Consider the following 26,476-nt stretch of genomic DNA (forward strand, 5'->3'; position numbering starts at 1 on the left):
TTTCTATTTAACCCACTAATCAAGTAGGGTTTAATGATTTACATTATAGCACGGATGTTGATGAGCATTCACAAAGCCAAGAAATAATCATTTTGTGAAGTGAAGACGCCCCCTCTCGTTTCATTTGCTATCTGATGTAACGTATAAATTTTTTAAATTAGTTTCATAAGTTAAATTAATTAGATATTGTTCTTTTTTTCACAAAGTCATTTTACTATAAAGGTGCAAACCAACACTTTGGCCAAAAGATCATGGCATTGCATCGTCACATTCTGCATCGTCATATATGTGAAAAAAGGTACAAGAGAGGGTTTTATTTATGTCTTTACTAGAAATGATTACCGCGACCTTAACAGATAACAAAATTGTCAGTTCTATCGCTTCCACCGTTTTTATTATCCTTCTTGGTTTCTTTTGCCGCAAGAAGGGGATTTTTAACGCAGCAGTAGGAAAGATGTTATCCAAGGTTGTTCTAACCGTGGCTCTACCAGCGCTAGCCTTTAATTCTTTCATGCAGGATATCAATCCTACAATATTAAAACAAGGAATAAATGTTTTAATATGGGGAGTTCTAATTTATATTATTCTCATCTTTATATCTAAACCGTTCTTCCTGAGCTACAACAAGGATAAACAGGATGTTTTGCGGGTGTTAACCATTTTCGGTTCTACGACTTTCTTCGGAATTCCAATTGTCGGAGCCATTTACGGCCCTACCGGAGTGATGTACAGTTCCATTTTTAACATAGGGTACCGCATTTTCTTATACTCCTATGGCTATATCAAAATGAGCGGTCTGAAAATGGAGCTTAAAAATCTCAAAACCATGTTTATGAATCCCATTGTTATCGCCACGTTTCTAGGCTTGTTTGTTTGGTTGTTTCAAGGTTATTTGCCACAGATGAGTGTAGCTACAGAGGATGGGGCCATTCAGCAGTTCGCCTTTCTAAGAATTGATCAAACGGCTGTCTGGCTGTTCAAGCCCATGACCTACCTAGCTGGACTAGCTTCTCCATTAGCCTGGTTATCGATTGGCTCGACATTGGGGGAGATCAGCTTCAAGTCGGCAGCTACGGATAAGACCTCTTGGTATTACAGCATCGTTAAGGTTTGGCTTGTACCTATTGTTAACATCGTCTTGCTGGCTTTGTTGACTGTATCTCATATTCTGTCAGTCGATTCTGTCGCTTTAGCCACTATTGTCATCATGATGGCTACTCCTACAGCTACCGTAGCCGCAGCCTATGCCATCAGTTTTGATAAGGAAGCCATATTGACTTCTAATGCATCGCTTCTATCTACTATCACTTCTGTCGTCATGATTCCAGTGTGGATCATTACGCTCAATGTCATTGATAAAATTGGTATTTTCTAAATCAGGGGGAAAACAACATGTTAAAAATTATCTGCTACGGTGTCCGTTCTTATGAGAAACCCTATTTCGAGGATCTCAATAAATATAACTTCCAACTAACGCTGGTAGAAGAGTTGTTAACCACCAGCAATGCAGAATTGGCACAGCATCACGATGCTGTTTTGCTAAGAGGAAACTGTGCTGCCAATCGGGAAAATATCACAAAATTCAATGAATACGGCATTCAATATATTTTCACCAGAACAGTCGGAATCAACCACATTGATTTGGATGCCTGTAGCGAATTCGGAATGAAGGTGGCACGCGTCCCATCCTACTCTCCGAATGCCATCGCCGAGCTCTCCTTAACTTTGGCTATGATGCTGTTCCGCCACACCGCTTATATGACTACCAAAAGCTCTTTCAAAAATTTTATTGTGGATGAGCATACATTCAGCAAAGAGATCCATAACTGTAAAGTTGGGATTATCGGGGTTGGACGCATTGGTCTGACAGAGGCTAAATTGTTTAAAGGATTAGGAGCTTCTGTTATCGGCTTTGATGTATACCAATCCGACGCAGCCAAGGAAGTCATTCCATTCACAACCTTGGATGAGCTACTGGCAGAGAGCGATGTTGTTAGTGTGCATGTTCCTTATCTGCCGGGACAGAACGACCAAATGATTAATGCTGGCTTTTTAGCAAAAATGAAAAAGGGATCTATCCTCATCAATACCTCACGTGGAGAATTACAAGATAATCAAGCCATTCTAGACGCTTTACTCAGTAATCATTTGGAGGGATTTGGGACAGATGTCTTCCCTAAAGAGGAAGAACTATTTTTCAAAGCGTTTGAACCATGGCAAATGCTCCCGGACCCAACGATCCAGAAGCTTGTGGAGCTGTATCCAAGAGTTTTGGTAACGCCTCATGCTGGCTCGAATACCGTTACGGCGTTATCCAACATGATTGAAACTAGCTACGACAACTTCCATGATATCGTTACAACTCATTCTTCGGATAACCTGGTCCCACTTCCTGTCCTCTCTATGAAATAATTAGGAAGCTCGGTACTCTTGTTGAACAAAAAAAGAACCGCTATTTCCAGATTACAATGGAAATGGCGGTTCTTTTATATCAGGATTCAACTGATAGAGCATTAGCGGTCTGCCAACCTTGTGGTATTCTATCGATTCAACGAGAAATCCATCGTCCACCAGGAACTGAATATATTTTTTGACCGTGATACGGGACAAGTCCACTTCTCTAGCTAACGTTTCAACTGAGAAGGGTCCGTCCAGCTCTTGAATACTCTTCAGTATTGTGGTCATGGTCAGTTTGGACAAATTTTTAGACAGGTTTTTCGATACATTATGCGGTGGATGTTCAACAGGTTTTTTATTTTCCACACCCGTGTGCTCTTCTTTATTAAAATAATGGTCAATAACAGCTTGATTAATTCCGTTCCCTTCCTCCATCACCGTGGCCAGACGCTGGATTTTCTCAACAGCCAGTCTAAAGCGTTCGAATGTAAAGGGTTTAATTAAATAGTCTGCAACACCATAAAAAACAGCTTCCTTCACCGTCTGAATATCTTTTGCAGCCGTAATTAAAATAACTGAAGCATGATATTGATGCTCCTGCATATGAGATAATAAAGTTAATCCGCTTTTTCCAGGTAAATAAACGTCCAGTAATACCAGATCCGGTGACCATTTTTGAAGACAGTCCTGTGCTTTCTTGACGGTATCTGCCTTACATACAACATCCAAATTGTCCATGCGCTCGATAAACTGTTGATTGAGCTCAGCAACCATCGGATCATCCTCAACGATTAGAACTTTCATTATTTGTCACCTCCAATGTACAGGGCAACTCTACATATATACTTGTTCCCAGACCCGGTTGGCTATCAAGCTCAATGATTCCTTGATGATTTTCCACCATGGTTTTAACCAGATTCAAGCCGTAGCCTCTGTCTTCTCCTTTGGTTGAAAAGCCATGCTCGAATATCCTTTTTTGCATCTCAAAATCAATCCCCAACCCATTATCTTTTACTTTCAGAATGAATACATTACCCTCACACTCATAGTTCAATTTAAGCTCAATTTTGCCGGGTTCTTTTTTTTGTAAGATGGAATCTATGGCGTTGTCAAAAAAATTGCCCAGGATGTGTATGACATCATGAACGATATCCTGCATCTCCACATTAGAGACATCCGAGCTTTCTGCAAGAAGAACCGAAATATTCTGTTCGCGTGCTTCGTTGATTTTACCCATAATAAAACCTGCTAATGCCGGAACTTTAATTCTCTCCGTCAAAAAGCCTACCTCATCTTGATACCGGTGATTTAACTGATGAATATATTGACTGACCTCCGCATATTTCCTCATTTCAATCAGCCCGGATATTACGTGCATTTTGTTCATAAATTCATGGGTCTGTCCGCGAAGGGAGTTAATATAATATTTTGTACCACTTAACTGGTTGCTGAGATGGATCATCTCGGATTGGTCGCGCAGCGTTGCAACTGCCCCAAAAAATTCATTTTCAATATATATAGGGGTTACTGTCGCAATGACCTCTATACCATTCACATAAAATGAGCGATCCTTGATTTTCTTTTTATCATCGAACACTCTCTTGAAAAGCACGTTATAAAAGTTGGTATCTAGCTGCTCGCCAATCGGGGCTTTCATTTCTTGGTTTGCCAGTTGATACTTGGCCTGAGCTTCTTTGTTCATGAGCATAATTTTCTTGTCAGCCGAAATGGCTATAATTCCTTCAGCGACCTCATTTTCAATAATTTCTTTTTCGCGCAATCGTGTTGCTATCTCTTGCGGCTCAAGCCCAAATAAAATGGTTTTGATTTTCTGAGCCAGAATGATCGCACCCAAAACTCCACTAAAGAGCCCCAGCATCAGCCCCCCAAAAATGGTATACTGCGCCTGCATCAAATCATGATTTAGGGTTCTCATGGTTAGTCCTACACATACAATGCCAATGACCTCATGCTGTTGATTAAATATCGGCGTAAAATATCGGTAACCTTTGCCCAAAATACCTATATTCTCAGAAAAATGTCCCTGACCGGATAGCGCTCTTCTGGCATCATTCAAATCAGAGAACGGTTTGCCAACCATCGTTGCATTCGGATGAGATAGCCGAATTAAATCGTGGTTCAGAATGACAACAAAATCCACATTAACGTTATGCATGACTCCAAGCGAATAGTCTTGGATCTGCTTCACAGGAATTCCCTGCTCGACATTACGAATAACATCGTTGTCACTTGCAACCATCTTGGCAACACCCGAGAGTTTTTCCTTCGTATTATCAAAATGCTTGTTAATCACGAAATTACGAATGAGAAGCAAGGATATAATTAAGGAAATAATGATAACTAAAACAACCAAAATAATAATCATGAATTGTAGCGAAACTTTGAATTGTCGTCTCGGTTTCGACTTACTTTTTGACCGCAACCCCATCACCCAATTTCTATATCAAGCTCTCCATTGGGAAGAAGAGCCTATCTATTCCCCTATAATTCCTTTTTATTCGACATTGTTTGACAATTTCCTTCTTATTTTGCAAGATTTACGCGCCTCATGATCCTTTACCTGAAATAAAACTTTATGCTGAATAAGGAAAGATCAAATCTCCATAATAAGGACGTATACCTAACGAAAGGGAGGATCACGGATGATTGACAATCTCGAAAGCAATTACGACTGCGCTCACGCAGGACAAGACCTTCATCAGCTCAAACAGGAGCTTGCCGCGCTCCAGGCACAAGGGGCCAACGACCAGGCATCCAAGGAAGCCATTCATCGGCTGGAAAATCAAATTTCGTTCATACTGAACAAATGCGATATTAACCACTAGTGGCGTTTGCTGTTTGGTCAAATAAAAAACAAAACCGACTTGTCTTTAAAAGACAAGCCGGCTTTATATCAGGATTTTGCAAAATCCTCATATGAATTAGTGTATGCAAAATGGTTCCAAATTTACAAAATTCCCCGTATCTCATCCAATGACTGCACCTTTTCCCGCTGCATCCATTGTTCAAGGCCATGTACCAGCTCGGCCCCTGCATGTAAATGGACAAAATTGTACGTTCCTACCTGAATGGCAGCGGCACCTGCCATGGTGAATTCAATAATATCTTCCACAGAGCTAATCCCGCCCATCCCGATCACCGGAATCGACACCGCCTGTGCCACCTGATGAACCATACGCAAAGCAATCGGCTTAATTGCCGGGCCGGAAAGACCTGCATACGTGTTGGCGAAGACACTGCGACGCCGGCGTATATCAATTTTCATCGCAGAAAATGTATTGATCAACGAAACTCCGTCTGCGCCTTCTTCCTCGCACATAACCGCCATCTGCGTGATATTCTCTGCGTTGGGAGACAGCTTGACAACCAACGGAAGTGCCGTCACATTGCGCACCTGACGCACAACCTCCCGCGCTACCTCCGTCTGGATACCAAATTGCATTCCACCCTGCTTCACGTTGGGACATGAAATGTTCAATTCCAGCATATCAACGCCTCTGCGGTTCATCGTGCGACGCTTTTGTGCATTTTCCGTAATCATCGCTACGGCCTGAACATATTCCTCCAGATTGGAACCGCCCACGTTGGCAATAACAGCCGTGTTCCAGTGAGTCATGTCATCCAGTTCATCCTTCAAAAAGGCGGCAACACCCGGATTCTCCAGCCCCACACTATTGAGCATGCCGGATGCTGTCTCATGTATTCGTGATCCCGTATTACCAGCCTTCGGATGCAGGGTTAGTCCCTTGCCGACGATGCCGCCCAATAATTCAGGAGAATAAAATTCCGCATACTCCCGTCCGAATCCAAACGTACCGGAAGCCATGATGATCGGGTTCTTGAACGGTACACCCGCAATATTACACGCCATGGAGATCATCGAACTCCACCTCCTCCACCGGGAATACAGGCCCTTCTTTACATACCCTCCGATTGCCTCCACGGGTACGCATCGTACAGCCCAAACATGCGCCAATACCACAGGCCATGTGTCTTTCAGTTGAAATATATAAGCGGGACGACGTATCCACCGTTTTTATAGCGAGTGCTTGTAACATCGGAGTTGGCCCGCAGGAAAACATATTTGCATAGAGCGTCGGATCGATCTGTTCGACGATACTTCCCCCTACCTTGACCTGTACAGATGCCGCCACAGCTTCGAACGCTTCAACCCCGAAGGCTTGCTGTGCAAACCCTAGATAAACATGCGCATGCGGGTAATACTTTGCAGCCAACAGCAACGGAGCTGTACCCATGCCACCGCCGATTAAAGCCAAACTGCCCTCTACCTGCGGAAAACCGTTTCCGAAAGGTCCTTCTAACTGAATTTCCTGACCAGGCTGTAATTGGGAAAACAAATTTGTCCCCTCTCCAACAACCCGATACAAAAAGGAAATACTCTCTTCCCCGATATCATAAATGCTGATGGGTCTGGGTAGCAGTGGGTAACCTGTCCCGCTGCGCAGCATGTAGAACTGCCCCATGTTCCCTTTAAACTTTCCCTCTATTTTCATCACATAAATGCCCGGAACGAGCGCCACATTCGAAATTACGTTAGCCATATAACCCCTCCACTAACCACTCACTATAACGTAAAAGCAGCAACTATTACGTGACTATTTTCACATTTCTGGGTAACGTTTCGCCCTACGGCTCGTGATATAAAAAAGCGTACTCCTGTTAGAGAGTACGCTTGTGTATTTAACTAATGGCTTCGCGCTCCGCATTGCGGCTACCCTTGGCATCCTTGCGGATTTGTTTGCTGCGTAGCTGTCCGCAGGCTGCGTCAATATCGACTCCATGCTCCAGCCGAACACTACAGCTAATACCTTGTTTCTTCAGCACATCATAGAAGCCCGTAATCGACTCCGACTCACTCCGCTGGTATTGGCTATGCTCATCTACTGGATTGTACGGAATGAGGTTGACATTGGCCAGATTACGACGATGGCCCACCAGCTCAGCCAGTTCGAGCGCATGCTCCTTACCGTCATTAACATCCTTCAGCAAGATGTACTCCAGCGTAATTCGACGATTTGTTTTGTCCAAATAATAATCAATCGCCTGCATGAGTTTCTCAATCGGAATCGCCCGGTTGATCTTCATAATGCGAGTACGAATCTCATTATTCGGGGCGTGGAGGGAGATCGCCAGATTGACATGCAGGTCTGAATCTGCAAATTCAATGATTTTATCAGCCAATCCGCTTGTGGAAACGGTAATATGCCGCGGCCCAATCGCTAGCCCTTTGTGATCCTTAATCACCCGAATGAAATCGGACAGGTTCACGAAGTTATCAAACGGTTCGCCAATTCCCATCACAACAACATGACTGACCTGGTCGCCCGGGCGTTCCTGATCCAGATACAGCTGGACCTTCATAATTTGCTCTACAATCTCACCACTGGATAGGTCGCGGCTCTTCTTCAACAATCCGCTCGCACAGAAGCTACATCCAATATTACATCCTACCTGTGTAGTCACACATACGGATAAGCCAAACTTATGCCGCATCAATACCGTCTCAATCAAATTACCATCCTGAAGCCGGAACAAGAACTTGACCGTCCCGTCTGCTGACTGTTGCTTCACGTGTTCTTCAAGTGTTTCAATGGAAAAGTGCTCTGCCAACAGGCGTGTACAATCCTCATGAACCTCTGCCATCGCTGCAAAATCAGTAACACGCTTCCGGTACAATGCGTCCCATACCTGCAATGCCCGGGATTTCTTATGCCCATGCTCGATGAGCCATGCTGTCAATTGATCTAGCGTTAATCCATAAATGGATTCTTTTTTCATGTTCGATCCTCTTTTCAAAACAATCAAATTCGTATTTCTATATATAAACCCTAGCCATCACGACTCGTCTCAACGATCATTGCATCATAGCATGTTTAAGCAATCTGCGCTATTTAAACGTCTCTTTCATTGTCCCAAATTTTAATTATGAACACAAGGGGGCAGGCACATTGTTTTTCCTGTTCAACAAGAGCACGCAAAGACAGGATTACAGATACTCCTAATGATATGATTACAACCAAGGAGGTGATGCGGTTGGAATGGTTGCTTCGGATCAAGAACGCACTGGATCTGATGGAAGAGAGAATGCAGCAGCCACTCGATATCGATGAAATTGCAAAGGCAGCCTATTCGTCTCCTTTTCATTTTCAGCGAATGTTTCATATGCTAACTGGCTTCACGGTAGCAGAATATGTGCGCAAACGTCGATTGACCTTGGCTGCTCAGGAATTGAGTCTTTCTTCCGCCAAGGTGCTGGATGTAGCGTTCAAATACGGATATGATTCCCCCGAATCTTTTTCTAAAGCGTTCCGAAAGATACACGGTATTTCTCCCTCTGAGGCCAGAAGCCCTGGGGTGAACCTGAAAGCCTTTCCACGCATCACCTTCCATCTATCGTTGAAGGGAGATCAGGAAATGGATTACAAAATTGTAGAGAAAGCGGCCTTTACGGTCATTGGCAAGTCCATTCAAGTCACCACTAAGAACGGCGATAATCTTCGAGAAATCCCAAAATTCTGGAACGAACTAAATGCGGATGGTACATCGGATCGGATTCATGCCTTGGGAACAGGCGATGATATACTCGGTATATGTTTGGACATGAAACATGGAGAGGAGACGTTTAGCTACTTAATCGCCGCAGAAGGCAGCGAAGACGTAGCGACCGCGAATGGGCTGGAATCCAGAACCATTCCGGCTTCAACCTGGGCAGTGTTTACATCCATCGGCCCTATGCCTCACTCGATCCAAAAGGTATGGCAAAGAATTTTCCAGGAATGGTTCCCTGCCAGCAATTATGAGCATTCAGGCGGCCCGGAACTGGAAGTGTATACTATGGGAGATTCACATGCTGAAGACTACCGGTGCGAGGTATGGGTTCCGATTAATAAAAAGTAAACCAATGAACCGATTGCCCACAGCAGTCGGTTTTCTGCTGTACTGCATTTACATCATATGGTGACAGAAAACACAATTCCCTGATACTCGTTACTCTAGCTTAATGGTCGCATGCAATCCCCCAAGCTCCTGCTTCAACACAGAATATAGCCTTGAACCTGTCGACTTTAGCGGATAGTCTGTTGCTTTGCAGAGAAGTCCGAAGGTCATATCAATCAGGCTGCCGCTTAATTCCCTCACCGTTGTTCCTGCCGGGACAGAACTGACCAGAATTTGTGGCACAAGTGCAATCCCTAAATCGCTTTCCACATAAAATTTCAGAGCCGTCATGCTGCCAATTTCCATCGTATTTAACGTGGTTATTCCATATTCCTTCATGACCATTTCAAGTTTGCGACGATAGGGACAGGTAGCCGACGTAATAAGCAACCGCTGCCCCTGTAAATCCTCCGGCCCAATGTTTTCTTTTTCCGCAAGCGAGTGATTTTCAGGCATTAAAACTACAAATTTCTCCCTAAATAAAGGCTCAAAATATAGCTCTGTGCCCAAATCTGGTGTGGAACACAGCGCTAAGTCAATATCCCCCTTGAGAATACGCTCGCTTAAGGTAGGGGTATTTCCAAACTCAACAGAAACCCGAATGTTCGGATAATGGGTTAAGAAACGCTTTAGAATTCCTGGTAGTCGATAACTGGCAGTCGGTTCGGTCACTCCTATACGAATGTCGCCTGCGGTCCCTCTTTGCAGATTGTCCATATTTTCCTGCAATTGCTCCATATCCTTTACAATATGTAGACTTTGCTCGTAAAACATCCTGCCCGCTTCAGTTAACTTTATTTTCTTGCCCCGTTCGATCAGTTGAATTCCCATATCGGACTCCAGCTTCTGTATTTGCATCGTCACGGTAGATTGTGCATAATTCAACTCTTCCGCTGCACGCATAAAACTTCCGTAATTCACAATCATTTGAAATGTTTTGAGTGTTTTAATGTCCATTATCAGACTCCTGTATAAACAATTGATTCAATTTTATCGAATTGTAAATTTATTTAATTCAATTATACAGAATACAATACCTCCTCTACAATGATACATATCAGATCTTATTATTTTTCAGACGCAAATGAACTGGATGGAGAAGGAGCGAATTTACATGGATTTACATCAAAAAGTAGCATTGGTTACAGGTGGAGGTACAGGAATTGGGAGAGCCGTGTGTATGGCCTTGGCAGATCGAAAAGCTACGGTAGTCGTAAACTATTCCCGCTCTAAAAACGATGCAGAGGAAACTGTACGTATGATCCTTGAAAAGGGCGGACGTGCTATCGCATTACAGGCAGATGTTTCCCGAGATCAGGAAGTTCGAACTATGGTTGACCAGATTGTCCAGCAATTCGGTACGATTAATATACTCGTGAATAACGCTAGCATTACACATCACATTCCGATGGATGATCTGGAGGCAGCCACGGAAGAGGTATGGGATGATCTATTTGATGTAAATGTAAAAGGCATGTTTTACTGTGCCAGAGCCGTAGCTCCTTTTATGAAGCGTAGTAAACAAGGAGCTATCGTCAATCTGGGAAGTATAGCAGGGCAAACAGGGCTAGGTTCTTCGCTTCCCTATGCGGTATCCAAAGCGGCCGTCCACGGGCTGACCAAATCTTTAGCACGGGCACTTGCGCCGGATATTCGCGTCAATTGCATCGTGCCGGGAGCTGTAGCGACAAGATGGTGGTCAGGCAGGGAAGAGCAAATGAAAACATTGGCTCCTCATTTACTCCTACAGCGCATTTCCACGCCCGAAGATATCGCCAGCATGATCTGCTCTGCTTTGGAACAGGAAGCCATGACAGGCCAGATTATTACGGTAGACAGCGGACAAACACTGTAAAGATATTGGGACTTCTGAGTAAAAACAAGCCGCCTTCTCAGACAGAAGGCGGCTTTTGAGCTATCGTATACCGTCGTTAAACTACGTTTTAGCTTAAAGATACCGCAATTCGTGTACCTTTCACGAATTTAGCAAATAAGTACCGAACAAGCGGCCCTACAATTAAGAGCTGCAGAGGGAAAGCAAAAATAAAATTCTTAAAAACTAAAGATAAGTAATTTTTAAATAATGAATCTCCCGAAAGACCATTAAAAAAGTAAGCTGTCCCCAATCCATAAAGTGACATACAGAGAACCATTCCAATGACCATACAGCATGAAAGGGACAGAATCACAAATACCTTTTTGGATTTATCGTATGGTAATGAGAAGGCTATTTTCTTTGCTAATGGACCGACAATAAATAGTTCCAATACGAAAGCAATGATAAAACATAAAATAAATTGAAAAACCATTACTTTTAGAGAGATTGTGCCAATCAAGTCATTTGTATATAGATTATAAAATGTCATGAATACGACCATCCCCAAGCACATCATGAAACCAAAGTAAAAATCTTCTTTCTTCGTCGTTGGCAATTCCATCATCCCTTCTGTGTACCTTGGTAATTATATAAATAGTCGAAACCTCCACATAAGTGAACTTTCTGTGAACTTTTTGGCAAACGTTTTCTTTTTTAGAATATAAGAAATAGGCATCGTTCAGCTCAACGATACCTTGGAATGTTGCAGTTCATATCCCTCAATGATCTGCTTTTAAATCTAAGCCAAATCTCTTCAGCTCAATAAAAACACCTTCAAGTCGCTTCCCTTTTTCCGTTAACGAATATTCAACACGCGGGGGAACCTCGGCATATACCTTTCTCTCTAACAGACCGTTATCTTCAAGCTCTTTCAGGCGTAGGGAAAGCGTTTTGGGACTAATCCCCTTCATGGACTTCTGAAGTTGGCTGAATCTCAGTGTTCCTTCGATAAGCAGGTCACGGATGATTAAAAAAGTCCATTTCGTTCCGATCAAATCAAGTGTTTGGGCAATAGGGCACGGCTTGCCGGGTATTCCTTTGGTCAATTCAATAGGTTCTTGGTCGTGCATAGGAACTCCCCCAAAAATTATCTGTTAAATCCAATGATATCACAATAGTTCCTTAGGGAAACTATATGAATTAAATATCACTACTTCCCTAAATAAACTTACTACATATACAATATCGCTGTAGCAACTAACGTTTTCTCTAATACAAGGAGGTGAAGAGATGAAAAATATACTAATCATTAACGGTCATCAAAAATATGATTCGTCTGAAGGGAAATTGAACCAAACATTGATAGACAATATGGTGCGTCTCTTAAGTGAAGAGAACAAAATCAAAATAACGTCTGTTCAAGACGGCTATACCCTCAGCGAAGAACAAGAAAAATTTTTATGGGCGGATGTAGTCATTTACCAAACCCCCATCTACTGGTTCAGCGTTCCTGGATTATTAAAGACTTATATGGATGAAGTCTATGCTTACGGTATATTCTTCACGGGTGCTCATGAATATGGGAGCGGAGGTTTATTAACCGACAAGAAATATATGTTCTCCACAACTTGGAATGCTCCGGAAAAAGCCTTTAATGATCCAACTCAATTTTTTAATGGGGCTAGTCTAGAAGCTGCACTCCGTCATTTGCATTCTGCGCATACATTTCTCGGTATGAAGCCCTTGAAAAGCTTTGCATGCTACGATGTTATTAAAAATCCAAATATACCCAAATTTATTGCTGATCTTGATACACATCTACAAGCCGTATTACATGATTAACAAATCCAGATGAATACTAGGAGGGAATCCATTTGCAAAACCAAAAGATTGTCATTATTGGTGGAAGCTCAGGTATTGGTTTAGAAACAGCTAAGCAAGTCATTTCGCTTGGAGCGGAAGTGGTAATCGCCAGCCGCTCGGAGGATAAATTGCACAAGGCCAAGGAAATGCTGGGCCCTCGTGCTGTAATACATGTGCTGGACACGTCAGATGAGCAGCAGGTAAAATCTTTCTTCGAAAAAGTCGGCCCCTATGATCATCTTATCGTTAGCGCGGCAGAAACATCAGGTGGGTCATTCCTTCAGTCGGAGACAGATCAAGCCCGCAAGCTATTCGAAAACAAATTTTGGGGACAGTATTATGCAGCTAAATACGGGGCTTCCCAACTCTCAGCCGAGGGTTCCATTACCTTATTTTCAGGAGTGGTGGCTTACAAGCCGATGATCGGCTCCTCTGCGCTCGGTGCTGTGAATGCAGCCGTTTCGAATCTTGGTCAAACCTTGGCGTTAGAGCTTGCTCCCATCCGCGTGAATGTCGTCTCACCCGGCATTATTGACACACCTTCCCGTAGCAAAATGCCTGAAAATACACGCAATCAATTCTATGATACGGTCGCGCATAAGCTCCCTGTGAAGCGAGTTGGACTTGCGGAGGATGTTGCACGAGGCGTACTTTATTTGATTCAAAATCAGTTTGTGACCGGAACAGTCCTTCATGTGGATGGCGGACACATTTTAACATAAAAGCTTCGTCCTAAATCTGTCAGTCATTTACCAAAAAAAACGGAGAACGCTCCCGCACCTTGGCTTGGGCGTTCTCCTCCTTTTCTTATCCATGAATGATTTCACAAACTTTATCCTAATGATGTATACGACGTTTGTTTCTCAAGATGTTGCGAATCATCTTGTGATTGGGGAGCTGCCTGAACAACATATGTCCGGGATGCGGATTGGCCTCGATAATCCAAATTTGGCCGCTCTTCTCAATAGCAAGATCGATGCCCAACTCGCGAACCGGATGATTTTTATCTATCGTGTCGGCAATGATTCTAGAAAGCTCGGTGACCTGGTCCAGAATCTCTTTCATTTTTGTTCTGTCATTTTTAAAGACCCTTAAAAGCACTTTGGACAACGGCGCCGCATGTCCTCCCTTCCGATAGTTGGTAACGACTTTTCGAGGTGCAGCGACACGGCCGGTTATTCCTGAAATGACCCATTCCGATTCCGGCTTCTGCATATACACTCTGGCATCAAAAATCGAACCTTTGTACTTGGCTAACTTAAGTCCTTGCTGTACCAAATAGCGGCGATGAGGTCTTCGATAGGTTCTAACTGCTCTTCTTACGGCGTGAGATCTAACGATTCTGCGACTGGAGCCACAACGAACCTCATATTTCCTCCCCAGCTTTTTCGCACGTATGATGCCAGTCCCTCCACTCCCATAATTAGGCTTGATGAAGACTGTGCGATAGGTATCCAGCATCCGTAAAGTCCTTGCATTACTGATCCAGCGGGTTTCGGGCAAGTGAGAACGTAAAATGGGATGTTGTCGCATTTCCTTGTATTGAATCATCTTTCCAATGGGCACGAATATCCCTCGATTCTGTTGGGTTTTTGCACACACTACATGAATATGCATCTATATTCTATCTTGGTAACGGCGAATGCCACAGTTTGCTATGAAGAGGCAAATCTCCCACTTTCTCAAGTCGAGTCTTCTTTGGTTTCAAGAGAGAGATGGACAATGTGTCTTTACATGACAAGATTATTGCAAATACCTATAAGGTTGATTCCAATAATATATTAGACCAATAACAATTCTGGATATATGATGTATTAAAAAATAACGTGAGGAGGAACGTTAACATGTCTATTTATGATTTTCAAGCAACCTCAATTAATGGGGAACCGATTGAACTCTCAGACTATAGAGGTAAGATTCTCCTTATTGTAAACACTGCCAGCATGTGTAGGTTCTCCAGTCAATTCACTGATCTGCAAAAGCTCTACGAAAAACGGAGGGAACAAGGTTTTGAAATCCTTGCATTTCCTTGTAACCAATTCAATAAAAAAGAGCCGGGTAGCAATTCGGAGGTTCAGGGAATTTGCCAAATTAACCATGGAGTAACCTTCCCACTATTTGAGAAGACGGATGTAAGAGGCTTATCTCTTCATCCTTTATTTCAATATCTGACCCAACAGGCACCGTTTCAAGGCTTCGATATCCAGACCAAAGACGGTCAATGGATGGAGGATTTCCTGCGGGATAAGTATCCGGATATATACGCTGGCGACGGTATCAAGTGGAATTTTTCTAAATTCTTGGTCGATCGCGATGGCCATGTGCAAGGGAGATTTGAAGTAACAACGGAGCCCTGGGCCATTGATCCCGTCATCGAATCGTTATTGTAGTATTTCTGTTCACTTCTTTGGATTCTTTAAAAAAAGGGTATCAAATGACAAAAACGTATATTTGTCATTTGATACCCTTTATGTTATCCTGACTTTAAGGAGGTGACTCACACGGCACTTGACCGTGTCTCTATGGAAAAATCCTCAGATGTGCTAACCAAGGAACAGATTCTTATCGCTACAGAAGACACACTTAGGCGTTTTGGTATAGCCAAAACCTCCGTGACCGATGTTGCCAAAGTATTGGGAGTAAGTCATGGTACCATTTACCGACACTTTAAAAGTAAAGCCGAGCTTCTTGAAGGTGTGACCGAAAAATGGCTGAATGAAAAGATTATCGGCCCGTTAACGGAGGTCTGTCAGAATTCATCTATACTGGGAACGCCACATTTAAAACGATATATACAGACCTTGGTCGAACTTAAGCAGTATTATGCCCGCGACGACGAGGAAATGTTTGAGATGTATACGAGGGTCACCGAGCAAGCGGCTGATTTAATCGACCAGCATATCGCCCACATTGTGGATCAGCTCGCTGATATCATTATACGCGGAGACATCACATCGGATCAGCCAGCCCAACTGGCGCGTACCCTTTTCTATGCCACAGCCCGTTTTCATCATCCCGCTCATGCTTACGAATGGAAGAATCCCGTGATTAATCGGGAGTTTTCGGATGTGTGGATGCTTTTAGAAAAAGGAATCACTTAAAATTGATATGGAAGGAAGGTCCAAACACATATGAAGCATTTGGACGGAAAAACAGCAATTATCACCGGGTCCTCTAGAGGAATTGGACGTGCCATTGCCGAACAACTGGCTGATCTGGGCGCTAATGTAGTCATCAATTATGCCAGCAGTCCGGACAAAGCTCAAAAAGTCGTGGAGAGGATTATTCAAAAAGGCGGCAAAGCCATAGCACTTCACGCTGATCTGGGCAAAATGAGTGATATTGAAGCATTATTTACAAATACGATTGCTGAATTCGGTAAAGTGGATATTCTGGTTAACAACGCTGGGCTGATGATCACCCAACCTCTGGCTGAGGTAACCGAAGCTGACTTTGACAAACAATTCGCACTGAATGTAAAGGGCACCTTCTTTGCCTGTCAGCAAGCCATGAAATATATGGAGAACTACGGAAGAATCGTGAACCTGTCTACATCCGTGATCGGACAAATGTTCCCGACCTATAGCGTATACGCAGGTACCAAGGGCGCAGTGGAGCAATTTACCCGTCAGTTAGCCAAGGAATTCGGAAGCAAACAAATTACGATCAACGCCGTGGCTCCCGGTCCTGTGAACACCGAGCTTTTCCAAGCTGGAAAAACCGAGCAGCAAATCGAAGGCATGAAAAAAATGAATGCTATGGGTCGGCTCGGCGAACCGGAAGATATCGCTGATGTGATTGAGTTTCTGGTCAGCGCCAAATCACAGTGGGTTACCGGGCAGACAATCCGCGTCAATGGCGGGTTCATCTAAAAAGCTGGAATACATGGAATGGAGGTTATTACGTTCATGATGTTACACAAAGGTGAGACCTTATTTCGACAAGGAGAATCTGGCCCTTTATATCACCTCAAGAGCGGCTTGTTAAAAATTGTCCGAGTCCATGAAGACGGCTCGCAAATTTTAGTTAATGTGATTGTGCCCGATGAAATCATCCCGCACCACTCCCTGATCAGCCCCAATCCTTATTATGGTACAGCAGTCGCGCTGGTAACCTCTGAGGTTGAGGTTCTGTCACAAAAAGAATGGTATCAGGCGCTGGAGCAAGACCCGACTCAATGTCGGGCTATCGCTTTACAGCTACAGGATAAGTTGCGCATGATGCAGCAACGAATTGACCAGCTCACCGAGGTGTCACCTGCCGAAAAGCTTCGGAAGCTTCAACGCTGGTTCCACTCCTACATCGCACCCGCCACGTTAACGGACGTGCTGACGCAGGAGGAAATCGGCCAGTTTATCGGGCTACGCCGGGAGACGATTAATCGGCTATTGCGTGCTTCAAGCGCTCCTTCTGCAAAAGATGATGACGATAATGCATCTCGATGAGCGAAAACCACTCTCCAGCATTCAACGCGCCGAATCTGGGATGAGAGACGGTAGAAAGCCCTGTTGATTTCCCAACGATCGGCTCAATCTCTCTCATTTTACGGATCACAGCATTTAAACCCTCCACAATTTCTTCTTTGCTCGTCGGTTGTGGGGGAGTATACTGCGGAGATGGTGGAACTTGGATACGTATGGGCGGAAACCCTCCTAGATTAAAAACGGCCGTACCCGCCTCCGTTTTAACCCCTGTCTCCCCATTAGGCTGTAGACAAACATCAATGTTCTTCAGGTGCATATACAGAGCAGAGTTCACCAAATGAAGATACATTTGTCCAAGCGACCATTGGTCCTCCTGCGGTGTGTACTGCAATTGCTCCAAGCTAAAGCTGTCCAATTCAAGAAGATAGTGTTGTGCCGTTTCTTCAAAACGCTGCAATGTTTCGGTAGTATTCATATATTAGTAACTGCCCCTCTCTATTAAAGTAGCTTTACTATACAAAAATGCTACTGACAGCATTATGTCAGTAGCATTTCAACATTTTTTCCACTTCCGCACGTATCCGCTCCCGGAGCGACTCAGGCTCCAGCACAACCATATCCGCGCCCCAGCCAAGTATCCATTGCAGTAATTCCTCCGGCTGTCTGACGCGGAAAAGTATATGCAATCCATCTGCACGCTCCTCTATAGCCTCCATATAAAAGTTGTTCGCTTCCTTCACCTTATCTGCGATATCGGAGCGTGCTAGTATGCGAACAGTCACATGACGGTCATCGGTTTGCTTATAATCCTGCAAATGAAAATCGACAGGCAAATGAAACCTATCCTCCAGTACCATAAGCTCGTCCATACGTGACAGACGGAAATGGCGAAGCTGCTGCCGCAATTCACATTGCCCGATTAATACCCACGAACCACGAAGCAATACCAGACCATAGGGAGCGACCACACGCACACTTTGACGATTCCCGTCAGCCTCTGGCATTCTTTTGGAGTAACCAAACCGTACCATTCGTTTTTCCAATACAGCAAGACGCAGCGTTTCCAAGTAGGTTTTCTCTCTATGGTTTGCCCCTTCACCCACAGCGAGTAATCTCATGGTTGTACGCACCCGGGAAACTTCCCTGCGGACGCTCTCTGGTAAAATGGCTTCAATTTTCCTGCGGGAGGTTTGCGCCTTGATACCGTAGTCTGTATCAAATTTTTGTTCGATAAAATCCGTCCCGATTAGCAACGCCACAGCCTCTTCTGCGGTAAAGCTCACTGGGGGCAGGAAATACCCCTCCATCAAGGAATATCCAATGCCCGGTGCTCCTACAATCGGTACGCCCGATTCGCTTAGAGCCTGAATATCCCGATAGATGGTTCTCACACTCGTTTCGAATATAGCTGCCAAATCCTCAGCTCGTAAAATATCCTTACGCTGTAACTCTAGCAAGATCGCTAGCAAACGATCTGTTTTGTTCATACCATGGCCCCTCTCTGGAAGGATCTAAAATGCAGAAATACAAAAAAGCAATAAGGGCAGTACAGTCACTGCGACTTATTGCTCTTTTTTTCATACGGAAGTTACTCCATTACTTAAAAAATACTTTTTCAACGTTATATTTAGCCTTTTGTGAATTGATAATGTAGGTTTCATAAATTTCTCGCTCTACCGCATCTTCTACAATACAAACCTCGATAATCGCAACCTCATTCCGCTTGTCCTTGATCGGCGATACGTTATCTTCAAAATGCTTTTTGATTCTTGGTCTTAGCTTTCTTGCTTTACCAACGAACAGCAGTTCCTCCTGCGCATTGTAAAACATAAAGATACCCGCCTTATCTCTAGGGATCAGGTGAAAGTCGGTAAACCCGTAAATATGGCTGAGCTCAGGGTTAACCTGTTTGGTAATCGTGATATCCGGAGTTGGAATTGTTATATTAATCACTATGTCACTTCCTCATTCTATATAGGTGTAAATATTATCACAAATCCTGCGGTAACACCATTCAAGATAATCAGGGAGTGTCCCCTGGAACAGGCTTCGTCGTTTTCTCAACGATTCTTTCCAGTACCCAGACAAGTACCCCCACTGCAAGGCTGGCGATGACCGCCATAATCGCCGATCCGCCAGCATGTAGCAGCAACACGGGAACCCAAAGCAATCCGAGCAAACGGTGTACGGTCCGCATCCACTTGTTACGAACTTTGTTAATGAAGAAGCCATACCCGGCGATCGCCAGCAGAATGACAAATCCCGCAATCCCGGTATAGGTTTTGTTATCTTGAAGCTTGGTTATCAAAAAATAAATACCATGAGCGGCAATCAGGATCAAGGTCGCCCAACCCAGAAGTTTATGGAGGGAATGTAACAACCGCCCGGCTCTTCTAACCAACATTGATGGCGATCTTAGCTTCTTCTTAAACCAGAACCAAGAGAAAGCGGCCGCACCAAGAAATACGGAAATCGTACCCAAAGTCTTGAATATTTCCCCGTTGCCCCCACGCCCTTCTCCACGAGGATGTACGCCCACAGGCCCTGTAGACCCACCTTCTGATAGCCGTGGGCCAGGTCCACCGCCGGAGAGCGATGACATGTAGTAATAGTAGATGACGAGTAGAACTGCTACCGTAACTGCAATCATAGCTGGAATCCAAACGGCCCTTTTCGTCTTCATTTGTTATACATCCTTCCTAGGAAAATTGCCTTGAGTGTACCTGGTCAAGCTTAAAACAAGATTAAAGCAAGCTGAAAGTATTCCTTTTACCTCAGTCAGTATCGAGGATGGTCGTAATAACGTTAATACAGGCACCGTAATAGATAGAAATCTATGAATTCCCTACTATGCGAGCACGCCGGTTTCCGTTACAATATGTCAGTGTGATTCTGGCATCGGCAGATTGACGCGTATTTGAACATTATTGGAGGCTTCTATTTTTTCATGCAAAATGAATCTCATGCTAACGTAAAAATCATAACGGCCGATCCGAGTGCGATCGGCCTGTTTGGCTTGGCTATTGTAACACTTGTAGCTTCATCCCAAAAGCTTGGTCTCACTGAAGGCTTGAGCTTTATTATCCCTTGGGCTATTTTCCTTGGTGCCTTTGCACAGCTGTTTGCCTGCATTCAGGATGCAAAGCATAACAATACCTTTGGCATGACGGCATTTGGTGCTTACGCCTTCTTCTGGTTAGCCGTAGCTAGTAGCTGGATGATTAAAATGGGCGTATTCGGCTCAGAGCTAGCATCTGCTGTAGATGGCAAACAGCTCGGCTTTGCCTTTGCCGGCTATCTCATCTTCACGCTCTTCATGACCATTGGAGCCATGGAGACGCACAAGGTCCTATTTTTTATTTTCGTGTTGATTGATTTTCTATTCCTCGGCCTTAGCTTCGATGCATTCGGCATCGCCCCAGAGGTATTCCATACCATCGCCGCTTATGCTGAAATGGGCATTGGTCTACTCTCGCTGTACGGTACAGGAGCTGCCGTTCTGAATGCACATTTTGGCCGAACATTTCTGCCCGTAGGACGTCCTTTCGGCATTTTTAAACCACGTCCTTAGCTGCATATTTAAACCCACAAAGCCTCCTTTCGCGCCGATCCGCGTTAAGGACGGCTTTGTTTCCTTTCCATCACTCCCCCCTGTATCAAAAAAATACTAAAGAGAGTCGTTCAGTGAATATAAAACCCCACAATGATAACAATATACATAAATTGTATTCAAAGGGGTTTTTGTAAAAATGACACAAAGCAAATCTCGTATCGCATTTCCGCAATTTCCCGAATCGTATTGGTTAGCTTCCACTGACATCCCTAACTTCCCCAAACTTAGTGAGGATATTCAGGTGGATGTTGCCATTGTAGGTGCGGGGATTACCGGTATTACCACTGCTTATTTACTTTCTAAAAAAGGATTAAACGTCGCCGTCGTCGACGCAGGGCGGATACTTCATGGGACAACCGGTCATACTACCGCCAAAATTACCGCACAGCATGATTTGATCTACAGCGAGTTTATTTCCCATTTTGGCAAGGAAAAAACCCGGCTCTATTACGAAGCCAACCACAACGCTCTTCAATTTATCAAACAAACGGTAGAAGAGTTTAATATTGATTGTCAATTTACAGAAGAAGATGCCTACGTTTATACATGTGAAGATACGTACGTTGGAAAAATCGACGACGAATATAAAGCTTACGAGCAACTTGGCATCCCGGGAAGTTATGTCGAACAAACGCCTCTGCCGTTTTCAACTAAAGCAGCTATTAAGATGAAAAACCAGGCCCAGTTTAATCCTGTACCTTTCTTAAGATATTTGGCAAACCAAGTCATCCGTCAGGGCGGGGAAATTTATGAGCAAACCACCGTTGTAGATGTGGAAAAAGGAAATCCTGCCATCATTACAACCAGCGACGGAAAGAAAATTACCTGCAACCATGTCGTATCCTCCTCACATTTTCCATTCAATGATCCCAACGGTCTTTATTTTGCGCGATTGCATGCCGAGCGGTCTTATGTACTCGCGGTCAAAACCGATAAAATCTATCCAGGTGGTATGTATCTAAGTGCAGAAACCCCAAAACGTTCACTTCGCTCCGTAATGGTAAACGGAGAACCAATGGTTATCGTCGGTGGGGAAGGTCACAAAACAGGACAAGGAATCTGTACTTTCCAGTACTATGAAGCTTTACAAAAGTTCGCGGAGCAAACATTTGGATTAAAGGAGATCGTTTATCGCTGGTCGGCCCAAGACTTGTATACGCTAGACAAGCTCCCTTATATTGGGCAGGAACTATCCAACACCTCTAACATCCTCGTTGCTACGGGTTATAGAAAATGGGGGATGACCACAAGTGTAGCGGCAGCCTTATTAAATACGAATCTGATTACCAGAGAGGAAAGCCCCTACCAGGATCTTTTCTCCCCTTCAAGGTTTCATATGGACCCCGACATTAAAACATTTGTAACTCAAAATGCAAATGTGGCTAAACATTTGATTGCTGGAAAGTTAGACATCAGCTACAAAAAAGCCGAAGAACTGGAACACGACGAAGGGTCGGTCATCCGGGTAAACGGCAAAAGAGCAGGCGCATACCGAGACCCACAAGGAGCATTGCACCTAGTGGACACGACATGCACCCATATGGGTTGCGAAGTCGAGTGGAATGAAGCGGAAAGAACATGGGATTGCCCTTGTCATGGCTCTCGCTTTTCATATCAAGGCGAAGTCATTGAAGGACCGGCCAAAAAAGCACTTGGCAAGGTTGAAGCCGAATAGCACGATCCTTTCGAATAAACCTAGTTAGGCTGGATAACATACCTTTGAGAAACATAAGAGAAAGGTGATCCGATGATAAACCAACAGTCTACATTAGCGGCGCATGAGTCCTTAGAAATCCACGAAGCGCTTAATTTTAAAACGTTATGCTTAGCCAAGTCCAAATTAATGCAGGGCTTGGTATTCGATCAAGAGCTAAAGGATTTAATGGAAAAAGATGTTCAGCAATCTATACAAGCTATTGCCGATTTGCAAGCATTGTATGTTAAAGCACCGTTTCAGGCACCTGTTCCAGAATTCCGACCAACACCAATCTTAAATTGAGGTGAATGATGTGACATTAGATCAGACCCAGTCCGCTAAAATGGATTATGTGGATCCAAAAAACTCATTAAACATGCCAGAAATGGCAGACACGACCTTAGCGATGGATTTTCTGATTCGCGTCAAGGAAGGAGTTCGAAATACAGCCGTAGCCTTGACGGAAACCGTCTCTCCAGATGCCAGAACTCTGTTGCGCAATCAACTGCATCAAGGCATCGCTCTTCATCAGGAAATTACTGATCTTATGGTACGAAAAAAATGGTTTCATCCCTATGATCTGCAAAAGCAGTATCAATTGGATCAACTATCAGCCAACAAGACGGTGGACATCAGTAAAATGAAACTGTTCCCAGACGATACCACCCGCAAGGGTATGTTTGATCGCACGCCGGACGAACATATGGGAGGAAACCAGGCATGAAAGCAGTGACCTACCAAGGTATCAAAAACGTTGTGGTTAAAGAGGTTCCGGACCCAAGTATTCAAAAAGCCGACGATGCGATTGTCAGACTGACGACAACCGCTATTTGTGGTTCAGATCTGCATCTCATTCATGGAATGATTCCGAATCTACAGGAAGATTATGTAATTGGTCATGAGCCGATGGGGGTTGTAGAGGAAGTTGGCAGCGGCGTAACCAACTTAAAAAAGGGAGACCGCGTGATCATTCCGTTCAACATAGCGTGCGGTGAATGCTTTTATTGTAAAAACCAATTGGAAAGTCAATGTGATCATTCTAATGAGCATGGAGAAATGGGCGGTTTTTTCGGCTATTCAGGAACAACTGGTGGATATCCGGGTGGACAAGCTGAATATTTACGTGTGCCTTTTGCCAACTTCACTCACTTCAAAATTCCGGAGAGTTGTGAACATCCTGACGAGAAGCTTTGCCTGATTGCTGATGCCATGACTACTGCATTTTGGAGCGTCGATAATGCCGGAGTAAAGAAGGGGGATACTGTCATTGTTATTGGCTGTGGACCGGTAGGTCTGCTAGCCCAGAAGTTCGCCTGGTTCAAAGGGGCAAAACGAGTCATTGCGGCAGACTACCTGGATTATCGTCTGCAACATGCGAAGCGTACAAATCATGTGGAAATTGTTAATGTAGAATCGCAAGAAAACGTCGGCAACTACCTCAAAGAGATAACCAAAGGAGGCGCAGACGTAGTTATTGACTGCTCCGGCATGAGCGGTAAAATGTCTCCGCTGGAATCTCTCGCTTCCGGTCTCAAGCTTCACGGCGGAGCTTTAGGAGGACTAGTCATAGCTACACAGGCTGTGCGCAAAGGTGGCACCATTCAAGTTACCGGAGTCTACGGCGGACGATATAACGGTTTTCCTTTGGGAGACATTTTTCAGCGAAATGTTAATTTACGTACGGGACAGGCTCCCGTTATTCACTATATGCCATATATGTATGAGCTGATTGATACGGGAAAGGTGGACCCAGGAGACGTTGTTACACACGTCATTCCGTTAAGCGACGCCAAACGTGGATATGAAATTTTTGATACCAGACAGGACAATTGCATCAAAGTTGTACTTAAACCTTAACTATATATTGGAGCATTGGAGGTAAACGTCATATGGTGTATGGCCTGCACGAAACACTTGAAGTCCATGAATTGTCAGCGTTCAAAACAGTGTGTCTTACCAAGTCTAAAACCATGCAAGCATTAATCTCTGATCCAACTCTCAAAGCTATATTACAGCAGGATGTTGACTTATCGACCCGCCAATTACAAGAACTCGGTACCCTCTTAGATCAAGCCATCTCACAGGAGGTTAAGCCATGAATACACTGTTGGAGCATTTGACCGGACTGCATACCTTAACGGACCAAGTCATTGCAGCCGATTTTCTGAACGCGGCCAAAAGCGGTGTGAGAAATTACGCTATGGCCGTAACAGAAGCGGGAACTCCAGAAATTAAGGCAATTCTTACGAAGCAACTGGATGAGGCTATTGATATGCATGAGCAGATTTCAACATACATGATCGAACGTGGCTGGTATCACCCATGGAACGTAAAAGAGCAGCTTACGATGGATCTACAAAATATCAATACTGCATTGCAAGCCCCTGTTTTATAAAGATAGGACGCTCACTTCGGTCGTACATTCCTGACCGTAGGACGTCCCTTGGGAATTTTAAAAGCACATCCTTAGCAGTATATGTAAACCCACAAAGCCGCCTTTCACGTCGATACGCGTTAAGGGCGGCTTTTGGGATTAACATGTTATCTTAATTATTCGGCTTGCCAATTCGGCATCCGTTCTGCAGGATAACGAAGACCCGCTGCCATTCCTTTTGGAATAATTGCGTTAATAGCTTCCATTTCCTGTGCGGATAAAACAACATCGACGGATCCTGCATTTTCCTCTAAATACGTAACCCGCTTGGTTCCTGGAATCGGTACAATTCCCTCTTGCGCAAGCAGCCATGCCAACGCCAGTTGAGAAGGTTTGACCCCTTTTTGGGCGGCAAGGTCCTTAACATGCTGCACGAGATCCAGATTTTTCTGGAAATTCTCAGGTTGAAAACGTGGCACAGAGCGACGGAAATCATCTTCTGCAAAATCATCAAACTTCTGAATTTGTCCGCTCAAAAAGCCGCGTCCAAGTGGACTGTAGGCCACAAACTCGATGCCTAGTTCCTTACACGCCGGTATAACTTCATCTTCTGCTTCTCGGCTCCATAAGGAGTATTCCGTTTGCAGCGCTGTAATCGGATGTACCTTGTGAGCGCGTCGAATGAGCCCAGGAGAAGCTTCGGACAGCCCCAAATAGCGGACTTTTCCCGCTTGAACCAAGTCACTCATCGCACCAACTGTTTCCTCGATAGGCACATTCGGATCAACACGATGCTGGTAGTACAGATCAATTACATCTACACCCAGTCTTTGCAGGCTGCGATCACATGCCTCTTTTACGTATTCGGGACGGCCACTTACACCCATAAATGCGCCATCTTCCCCACGCATAATGGAAAATTTAGTGGCTAATACGACTTCGTCGCGGCGGCTCCGCAGGACTTGGCTAATCAGTTTTTCATTTTCCCCCACACCATAGACATCGGCAGTATCCCAAAAGTTTATCCCTAGCTCCAGCGCACGATGAAGTGTTTTGATCGACTCCTGCTCATTCAACTCACCGTAATATTCGGACATTCCCATGCAGCCCAGACCCAGTGCAGATACTTGAAGGTCACTGTTACCCAGTTGTTTCTTTTTCAATTTCTATCACTCCTAAATTGTCAGAATAGTCATCGTATTTCCTAAGCACCACGTCACATTCCGTATGTTACTACTTAAAGTTAACTTGAAGTCAAGCATTGTCTCGTTTTGAAACGAGAATTATTATGTATGAACAGAAGCGGTCGGTAGCT

Annotated in this window: 32 protein-coding genes; 18 read left to right on the forward strand and 14 right to left on the reverse strand. The window is 44.2% G+C overall.

Annotation, left to right across the window (positions count from 1 at the left end):
* Positions 1–319: 319 nt before the first annotated feature.
* Positions 320–1,375 carry an AEC family transporter gene (locus tag MKY98_RS25750; protein ID WP_341011392.1) on the forward strand — a complete coding sequence of 352 codons (1,056 nt, stop codon included), beginning with the start codon at positions 320–322 and terminating at the stop codon, positions 1,373–1,375.
* A gap of 17 nt (positions 1,376–1,392) precedes the next feature.
* Positions 1,393–2,412 (forward strand): 2-hydroxyacid dehydrogenase, encoded by a 1,020-nt coding sequence (locus tag MKY98_RS25755; RefSeq protein WP_069012283.1) that lies wholly within the window; start codon positions 1,393–1,395, stop codon positions 2,410–2,412.
* 51 nt (positions 2,413–2,463) lie between these two features.
* On the opposite strand, the gene MKY98_RS25760 is transcribed toward MKY98_RS25755, so the two are convergent.
* On the reverse strand, positions 2,464–3,201 hold the full coding sequence (locus MKY98_RS25760; RefSeq protein ID WP_069012284.1) for a response regulator: 738 nt from the start codon (positions 3,199–3,201) through the stop codon (positions 2,464–2,466).
* Positions 3,182–4,846: an ATP-binding protein gene (locus MKY98_RS25765; protein WP_256026109.1), complete on the reverse strand. Its 1,665-nt coding sequence runs from the start codon at positions 4,844–4,846 to the stop codon at positions 3,182–3,184. The genes MKY98_RS25760 and MKY98_RS25765 overlap by 20 nt, the downstream gene beginning before the upstream one ends.
* A gap of 214 nt (positions 4,847–5,060) precedes the next feature.
* On the opposite strand from MKY98_RS25765, the gene MKY98_RS25770 reads away from it, so the two are divergent.
* Positions 5,061–5,243: a hypothetical protein gene (locus MKY98_RS25770; RefSeq protein ID WP_063207447.1), complete on the forward strand. Its 183-nt coding sequence runs from the start codon at positions 5,061–5,063 to the stop codon at positions 5,241–5,243.
* A gap of 122 nt (positions 5,244–5,365) precedes the next feature.
* On the opposite strand, the gene MKY98_RS25775 is transcribed toward MKY98_RS25770, so the two are convergent.
* From MKY98_RS25775 to rlmN, 3 genes are all read right to left on the reverse strand, one after another.
* Positions 5,366–6,298, reverse strand: coding sequence for a dihydroorotate dehydrogenase (locus MKY98_RS25775; protein ID WP_025719854.1), 933 nt, complete (start codon positions 6,296–6,298; stop codon positions 5,366–5,368).
* Positions 6,279–6,980, reverse strand: a complete 702-nt coding sequence (locus MKY98_RS25780) for a dihydroorotate dehydrogenase electron transfer subunit (RefSeq protein WP_029518821.1) — start codon at positions 6,978–6,980, stop codon at positions 6,279–6,281. Before MKY98_RS25780 ends, MKY98_RS25775 begins: the two co-directional genes overlap by 20 nt.
* Before the next feature lie 139 nt (positions 6,981–7,119).
* Positions 7,120–8,217 carry a 23S rRNA (adenine(2503)-C(2))-methyltransferase RlmN gene (gene rlmN / locus MKY98_RS25785; protein ID WP_023991003.1) on the reverse strand — a complete coding sequence of 366 codons (1,098 nt, stop codon included), beginning with the start codon at positions 8,215–8,217 and terminating at the stop codon, positions 7,120–7,122.
* 249 nt (positions 8,218–8,466) lie between these two features.
* Here rlmN and MKY98_RS25790 point away from each other — a divergent pair, with 249 nt between their 5' ends.
* On the forward strand, positions 8,467–9,336 hold the full coding sequence (locus MKY98_RS25790) for an AraC family transcriptional regulator (protein WP_069012285.1): 870 nt from the start codon (positions 8,467–8,469) through the stop codon (positions 9,334–9,336).
* A gap of 90 nt (positions 9,337–9,426) precedes the next feature.
* Here MKY98_RS25790 and MKY98_RS25795 read toward each other — a convergent pair whose 3' ends face one another.
* Positions 9,427–10,332 carry a LysR family transcriptional regulator gene (locus tag MKY98_RS25795; protein ID WP_069012286.1) on the reverse strand — a complete coding sequence of 302 codons (906 nt, stop codon included), beginning with the start codon at positions 10,330–10,332 and terminating at the stop codon, positions 9,427–9,429.
* A 157-nt stretch (positions 10,333–10,489) separates the two neighbouring features.
* On the opposite strand from MKY98_RS25795, the gene MKY98_RS25800 reads away from it, so the two are divergent.
* Positions 10,490–11,230 (forward strand): SDR family NAD(P)-dependent oxidoreductase, encoded by a 741-nt coding sequence (locus MKY98_RS25800; protein WP_029518825.1) that lies wholly within the window; start codon positions 10,490–10,492, stop codon positions 11,228–11,230.
* An 88-nt stretch (positions 11,231–11,318) separates the two neighbouring features.
* On the opposite strand, the gene MKY98_RS25805 is transcribed toward MKY98_RS25800, so the two are convergent.
* Together MKY98_RS25805 and MKY98_RS25810 are read right to left on the reverse strand one after the other, a co-directional pair.
* Positions 11,319–11,807, reverse strand: a complete 489-nt coding sequence (locus tag MKY98_RS25805) for a hypothetical protein (RefSeq protein ID WP_069012370.1) — start codon at positions 11,805–11,807, stop codon at positions 11,319–11,321.
* 163 nt (positions 11,808–11,970) lie between these two features.
* On the reverse strand, positions 11,971–12,321 hold the full coding sequence (locus tag MKY98_RS25810) for a winged helix-turn-helix transcriptional regulator (protein ID WP_029518827.1): 351 nt from the start codon (positions 12,319–12,321) through the stop codon (positions 11,971–11,973).
* A gap of 160 nt (positions 12,322–12,481) precedes the next feature.
* On the opposite strand from MKY98_RS25810, the gene MKY98_RS25815 reads away from it, so the two are divergent.
* The gene (locus MKY98_RS25815; RefSeq protein ID WP_069012287.1) at positions 12,482–13,033 is read left to right on the forward strand and encodes an NAD(P)H-dependent oxidoreductase; all 552 of its coding nucleotides are present in this window, start codon (positions 12,482–12,484) and stop codon (positions 13,031–13,033) included.
* Positions 13,034–13,065: 32 nt separating this feature from the next.
* Complete coding sequence (locus tag MKY98_RS25820; protein ID WP_069012288.1) at positions 13,066–13,776, forward strand: SDR family oxidoreductase; 711 nt, start codon at positions 13,066–13,068, stop codon at positions 13,774–13,776.
* A 115-nt stretch (positions 13,777–13,891) separates the two neighbouring features.
* On the opposite strand, the gene MKY98_RS25825 is transcribed toward MKY98_RS25820, so the two are convergent.
* Positions 13,892–14,620: a YheC/YheD family protein gene (locus MKY98_RS25825; protein ID WP_029518831.1), complete on the reverse strand. Its 729-nt coding sequence runs from the start codon at positions 14,618–14,620 to the stop codon at positions 13,892–13,894.
* 278 nt (positions 14,621–14,898) lie between these two features.
* On the opposite strand from MKY98_RS25825, the gene MKY98_RS25830 reads away from it, so the two are divergent.
* From MKY98_RS25830 to MKY98_RS25845, 4 genes are all read left to right on the forward strand, one after another.
* Positions 14,899–15,444, forward strand: a complete 546-nt coding sequence (locus tag MKY98_RS25830) for a glutathione peroxidase (RefSeq protein WP_069012289.1) — start codon at positions 14,899–14,901, stop codon at positions 15,442–15,444.
* Between the two features lie 132 nt (positions 15,445–15,576).
* The gene (locus tag MKY98_RS25835; protein ID WP_029518833.1) at positions 15,577–16,155 is read left to right on the forward strand and encodes a TetR/AcrR family transcriptional regulator; all 579 of its coding nucleotides are present in this window, start codon (positions 15,577–15,579) and stop codon (positions 16,153–16,155) included.
* Between the two features lie 30 nt (positions 16,156–16,185).
* Positions 16,186–16,926, forward strand: a complete 741-nt coding sequence (locus MKY98_RS25840; RefSeq protein ID WP_029518834.1) for an SDR family oxidoreductase — start codon at positions 16,186–16,188, stop codon at positions 16,924–16,926.
* 36 nt (positions 16,927–16,962) lie between these two features.
* Positions 16,963–17,499 carry a Crp/Fnr family transcriptional regulator gene (locus tag MKY98_RS25845; RefSeq protein ID WP_029518835.1) on the forward strand — a complete coding sequence of 179 codons (537 nt, stop codon included), beginning with the start codon at positions 16,963–16,965 and terminating at the stop codon, positions 17,497–17,499.
* Here the strand turns inward: MKY98_RS25845 and MKY98_RS25850 are convergent.
* From MKY98_RS25850 to MKY98_RS25865, 4 genes are all read right to left on the reverse strand, one after another.
* A complete protein-coding gene (locus MKY98_RS25850) occupies positions 17,432–17,953 on the reverse strand; it encodes a DinB family protein (protein ID WP_080658672.1) in 522 nt (173 codons plus the stop codon). The genes MKY98_RS25845 and MKY98_RS25850 overlap by 68 nt on opposite strands.
* A gap of 67 nt (positions 17,954–18,020) precedes the next feature.
* Positions 18,021–18,965, reverse strand: a complete 945-nt coding sequence (locus MKY98_RS25855) for a helix-turn-helix transcriptional regulator (protein WP_029518836.1) — start codon at positions 18,963–18,965, stop codon at positions 18,021–18,023.
* Between the two features lie 109 nt (positions 18,966–19,074).
* Positions 19,075–19,431, reverse strand: coding sequence for a nucleotide excision repair endonuclease (locus MKY98_RS25860; protein ID WP_069012290.1), 357 nt, complete (start codon positions 19,429–19,431; stop codon positions 19,075–19,077).
* 70 nt (positions 19,432–19,501) lie between these two features.
* A complete protein-coding gene (locus MKY98_RS25865) occupies positions 19,502–20,161 on the reverse strand; it encodes a hypothetical protein (RefSeq protein ID WP_029518838.1) in 660 nt (219 codons plus the stop codon).
* A gap of 264 nt (positions 20,162–20,425) precedes the next feature.
* Here MKY98_RS25865 and MKY98_RS25870 point away from each other — a divergent pair, with 264 nt between their 5' ends.
* The 7 genes from MKY98_RS25870 (at position 20,426) to MKY98_RS25900 (ending at position 25,182) form a co-directional block, all read left to right on the forward strand.
* The gene (locus tag MKY98_RS25870) at positions 20,426–21,049 is read left to right on the forward strand and encodes an acetate uptake transporter (protein ID WP_029518839.1); all 624 of its coding nucleotides are present in this window, start codon (positions 20,426–20,428) and stop codon (positions 21,047–21,049) included.
* A gap of 178 nt (positions 21,050–21,227) precedes the next feature.
* Positions 21,228–22,766 carry an FAD-dependent oxidoreductase gene (locus MKY98_RS25875; RefSeq protein WP_069012291.1) on the forward strand — a complete coding sequence of 513 codons (1,539 nt, stop codon included), beginning with the start codon at positions 21,228–21,230 and terminating at the stop codon, positions 22,764–22,766.
* Positions 22,767–22,838: 72 nt separating this feature from the next.
* Positions 22,839–23,090 (forward strand): hypothetical protein, encoded by a 252-nt coding sequence (locus MKY98_RS25880; protein ID WP_039271973.1) that lies wholly within the window; start codon positions 22,839–22,841, stop codon positions 23,088–23,090.
* Between the two features lie 40 nt (positions 23,091–23,130).
* Positions 23,131–23,511 carry a spore coat protein gene (locus MKY98_RS25885; protein ID WP_039272188.1) on the forward strand — a complete coding sequence of 127 codons (381 nt, stop codon included), beginning with the start codon at positions 23,131–23,133 and terminating at the stop codon, positions 23,509–23,511.
* Entirely contained in the window at positions 23,508–24,644 is a 1,137-nt protein-coding gene (locus MKY98_RS25890) for a zinc-dependent alcohol dehydrogenase (protein WP_029518843.1), read from the forward strand. Before MKY98_RS25885 ends, MKY98_RS25890 begins: the two co-directional genes overlap by 4 nt.
* A gap of 32 nt (positions 24,645–24,676) precedes the next feature.
* The gene (locus MKY98_RS25895) at positions 24,677–24,886 is read left to right on the forward strand and encodes a hypothetical protein (protein WP_029518844.1); all 210 of its coding nucleotides are present in this window, start codon (positions 24,677–24,679) and stop codon (positions 24,884–24,886) included.
* Complete coding sequence (locus MKY98_RS25900) at positions 24,883–25,182, forward strand: spore coat protein (RefSeq protein ID WP_029518845.1); 300 nt, start codon at positions 24,883–24,885, stop codon at positions 25,180–25,182. The genes MKY98_RS25895 and MKY98_RS25900 overlap by 4 nt, the downstream gene beginning before the upstream one ends.
* A gap of 155 nt (positions 25,183–25,337) precedes the next feature.
* Here the strand turns inward: MKY98_RS25900 and MKY98_RS25905 are convergent, their stop codons facing one another.
* Positions 25,338–26,324, reverse strand: a complete 987-nt coding sequence (locus MKY98_RS25905) for an aldo/keto reductase (protein ID WP_029518846.1) — start codon at positions 26,322–26,324, stop codon at positions 25,338–25,340.
* Positions 26,325–26,476 lie beyond the last annotated feature (152 nt).

It is taken from the genome of Paenibacillus sp. FSL M8-0228 (assembly GCF_038007385.1).
GTDB lineage: Bacteria > Bacillota > Bacilli > Paenibacillales > Paenibacillaceae > Paenibacillus > Paenibacillus polymyxa_D.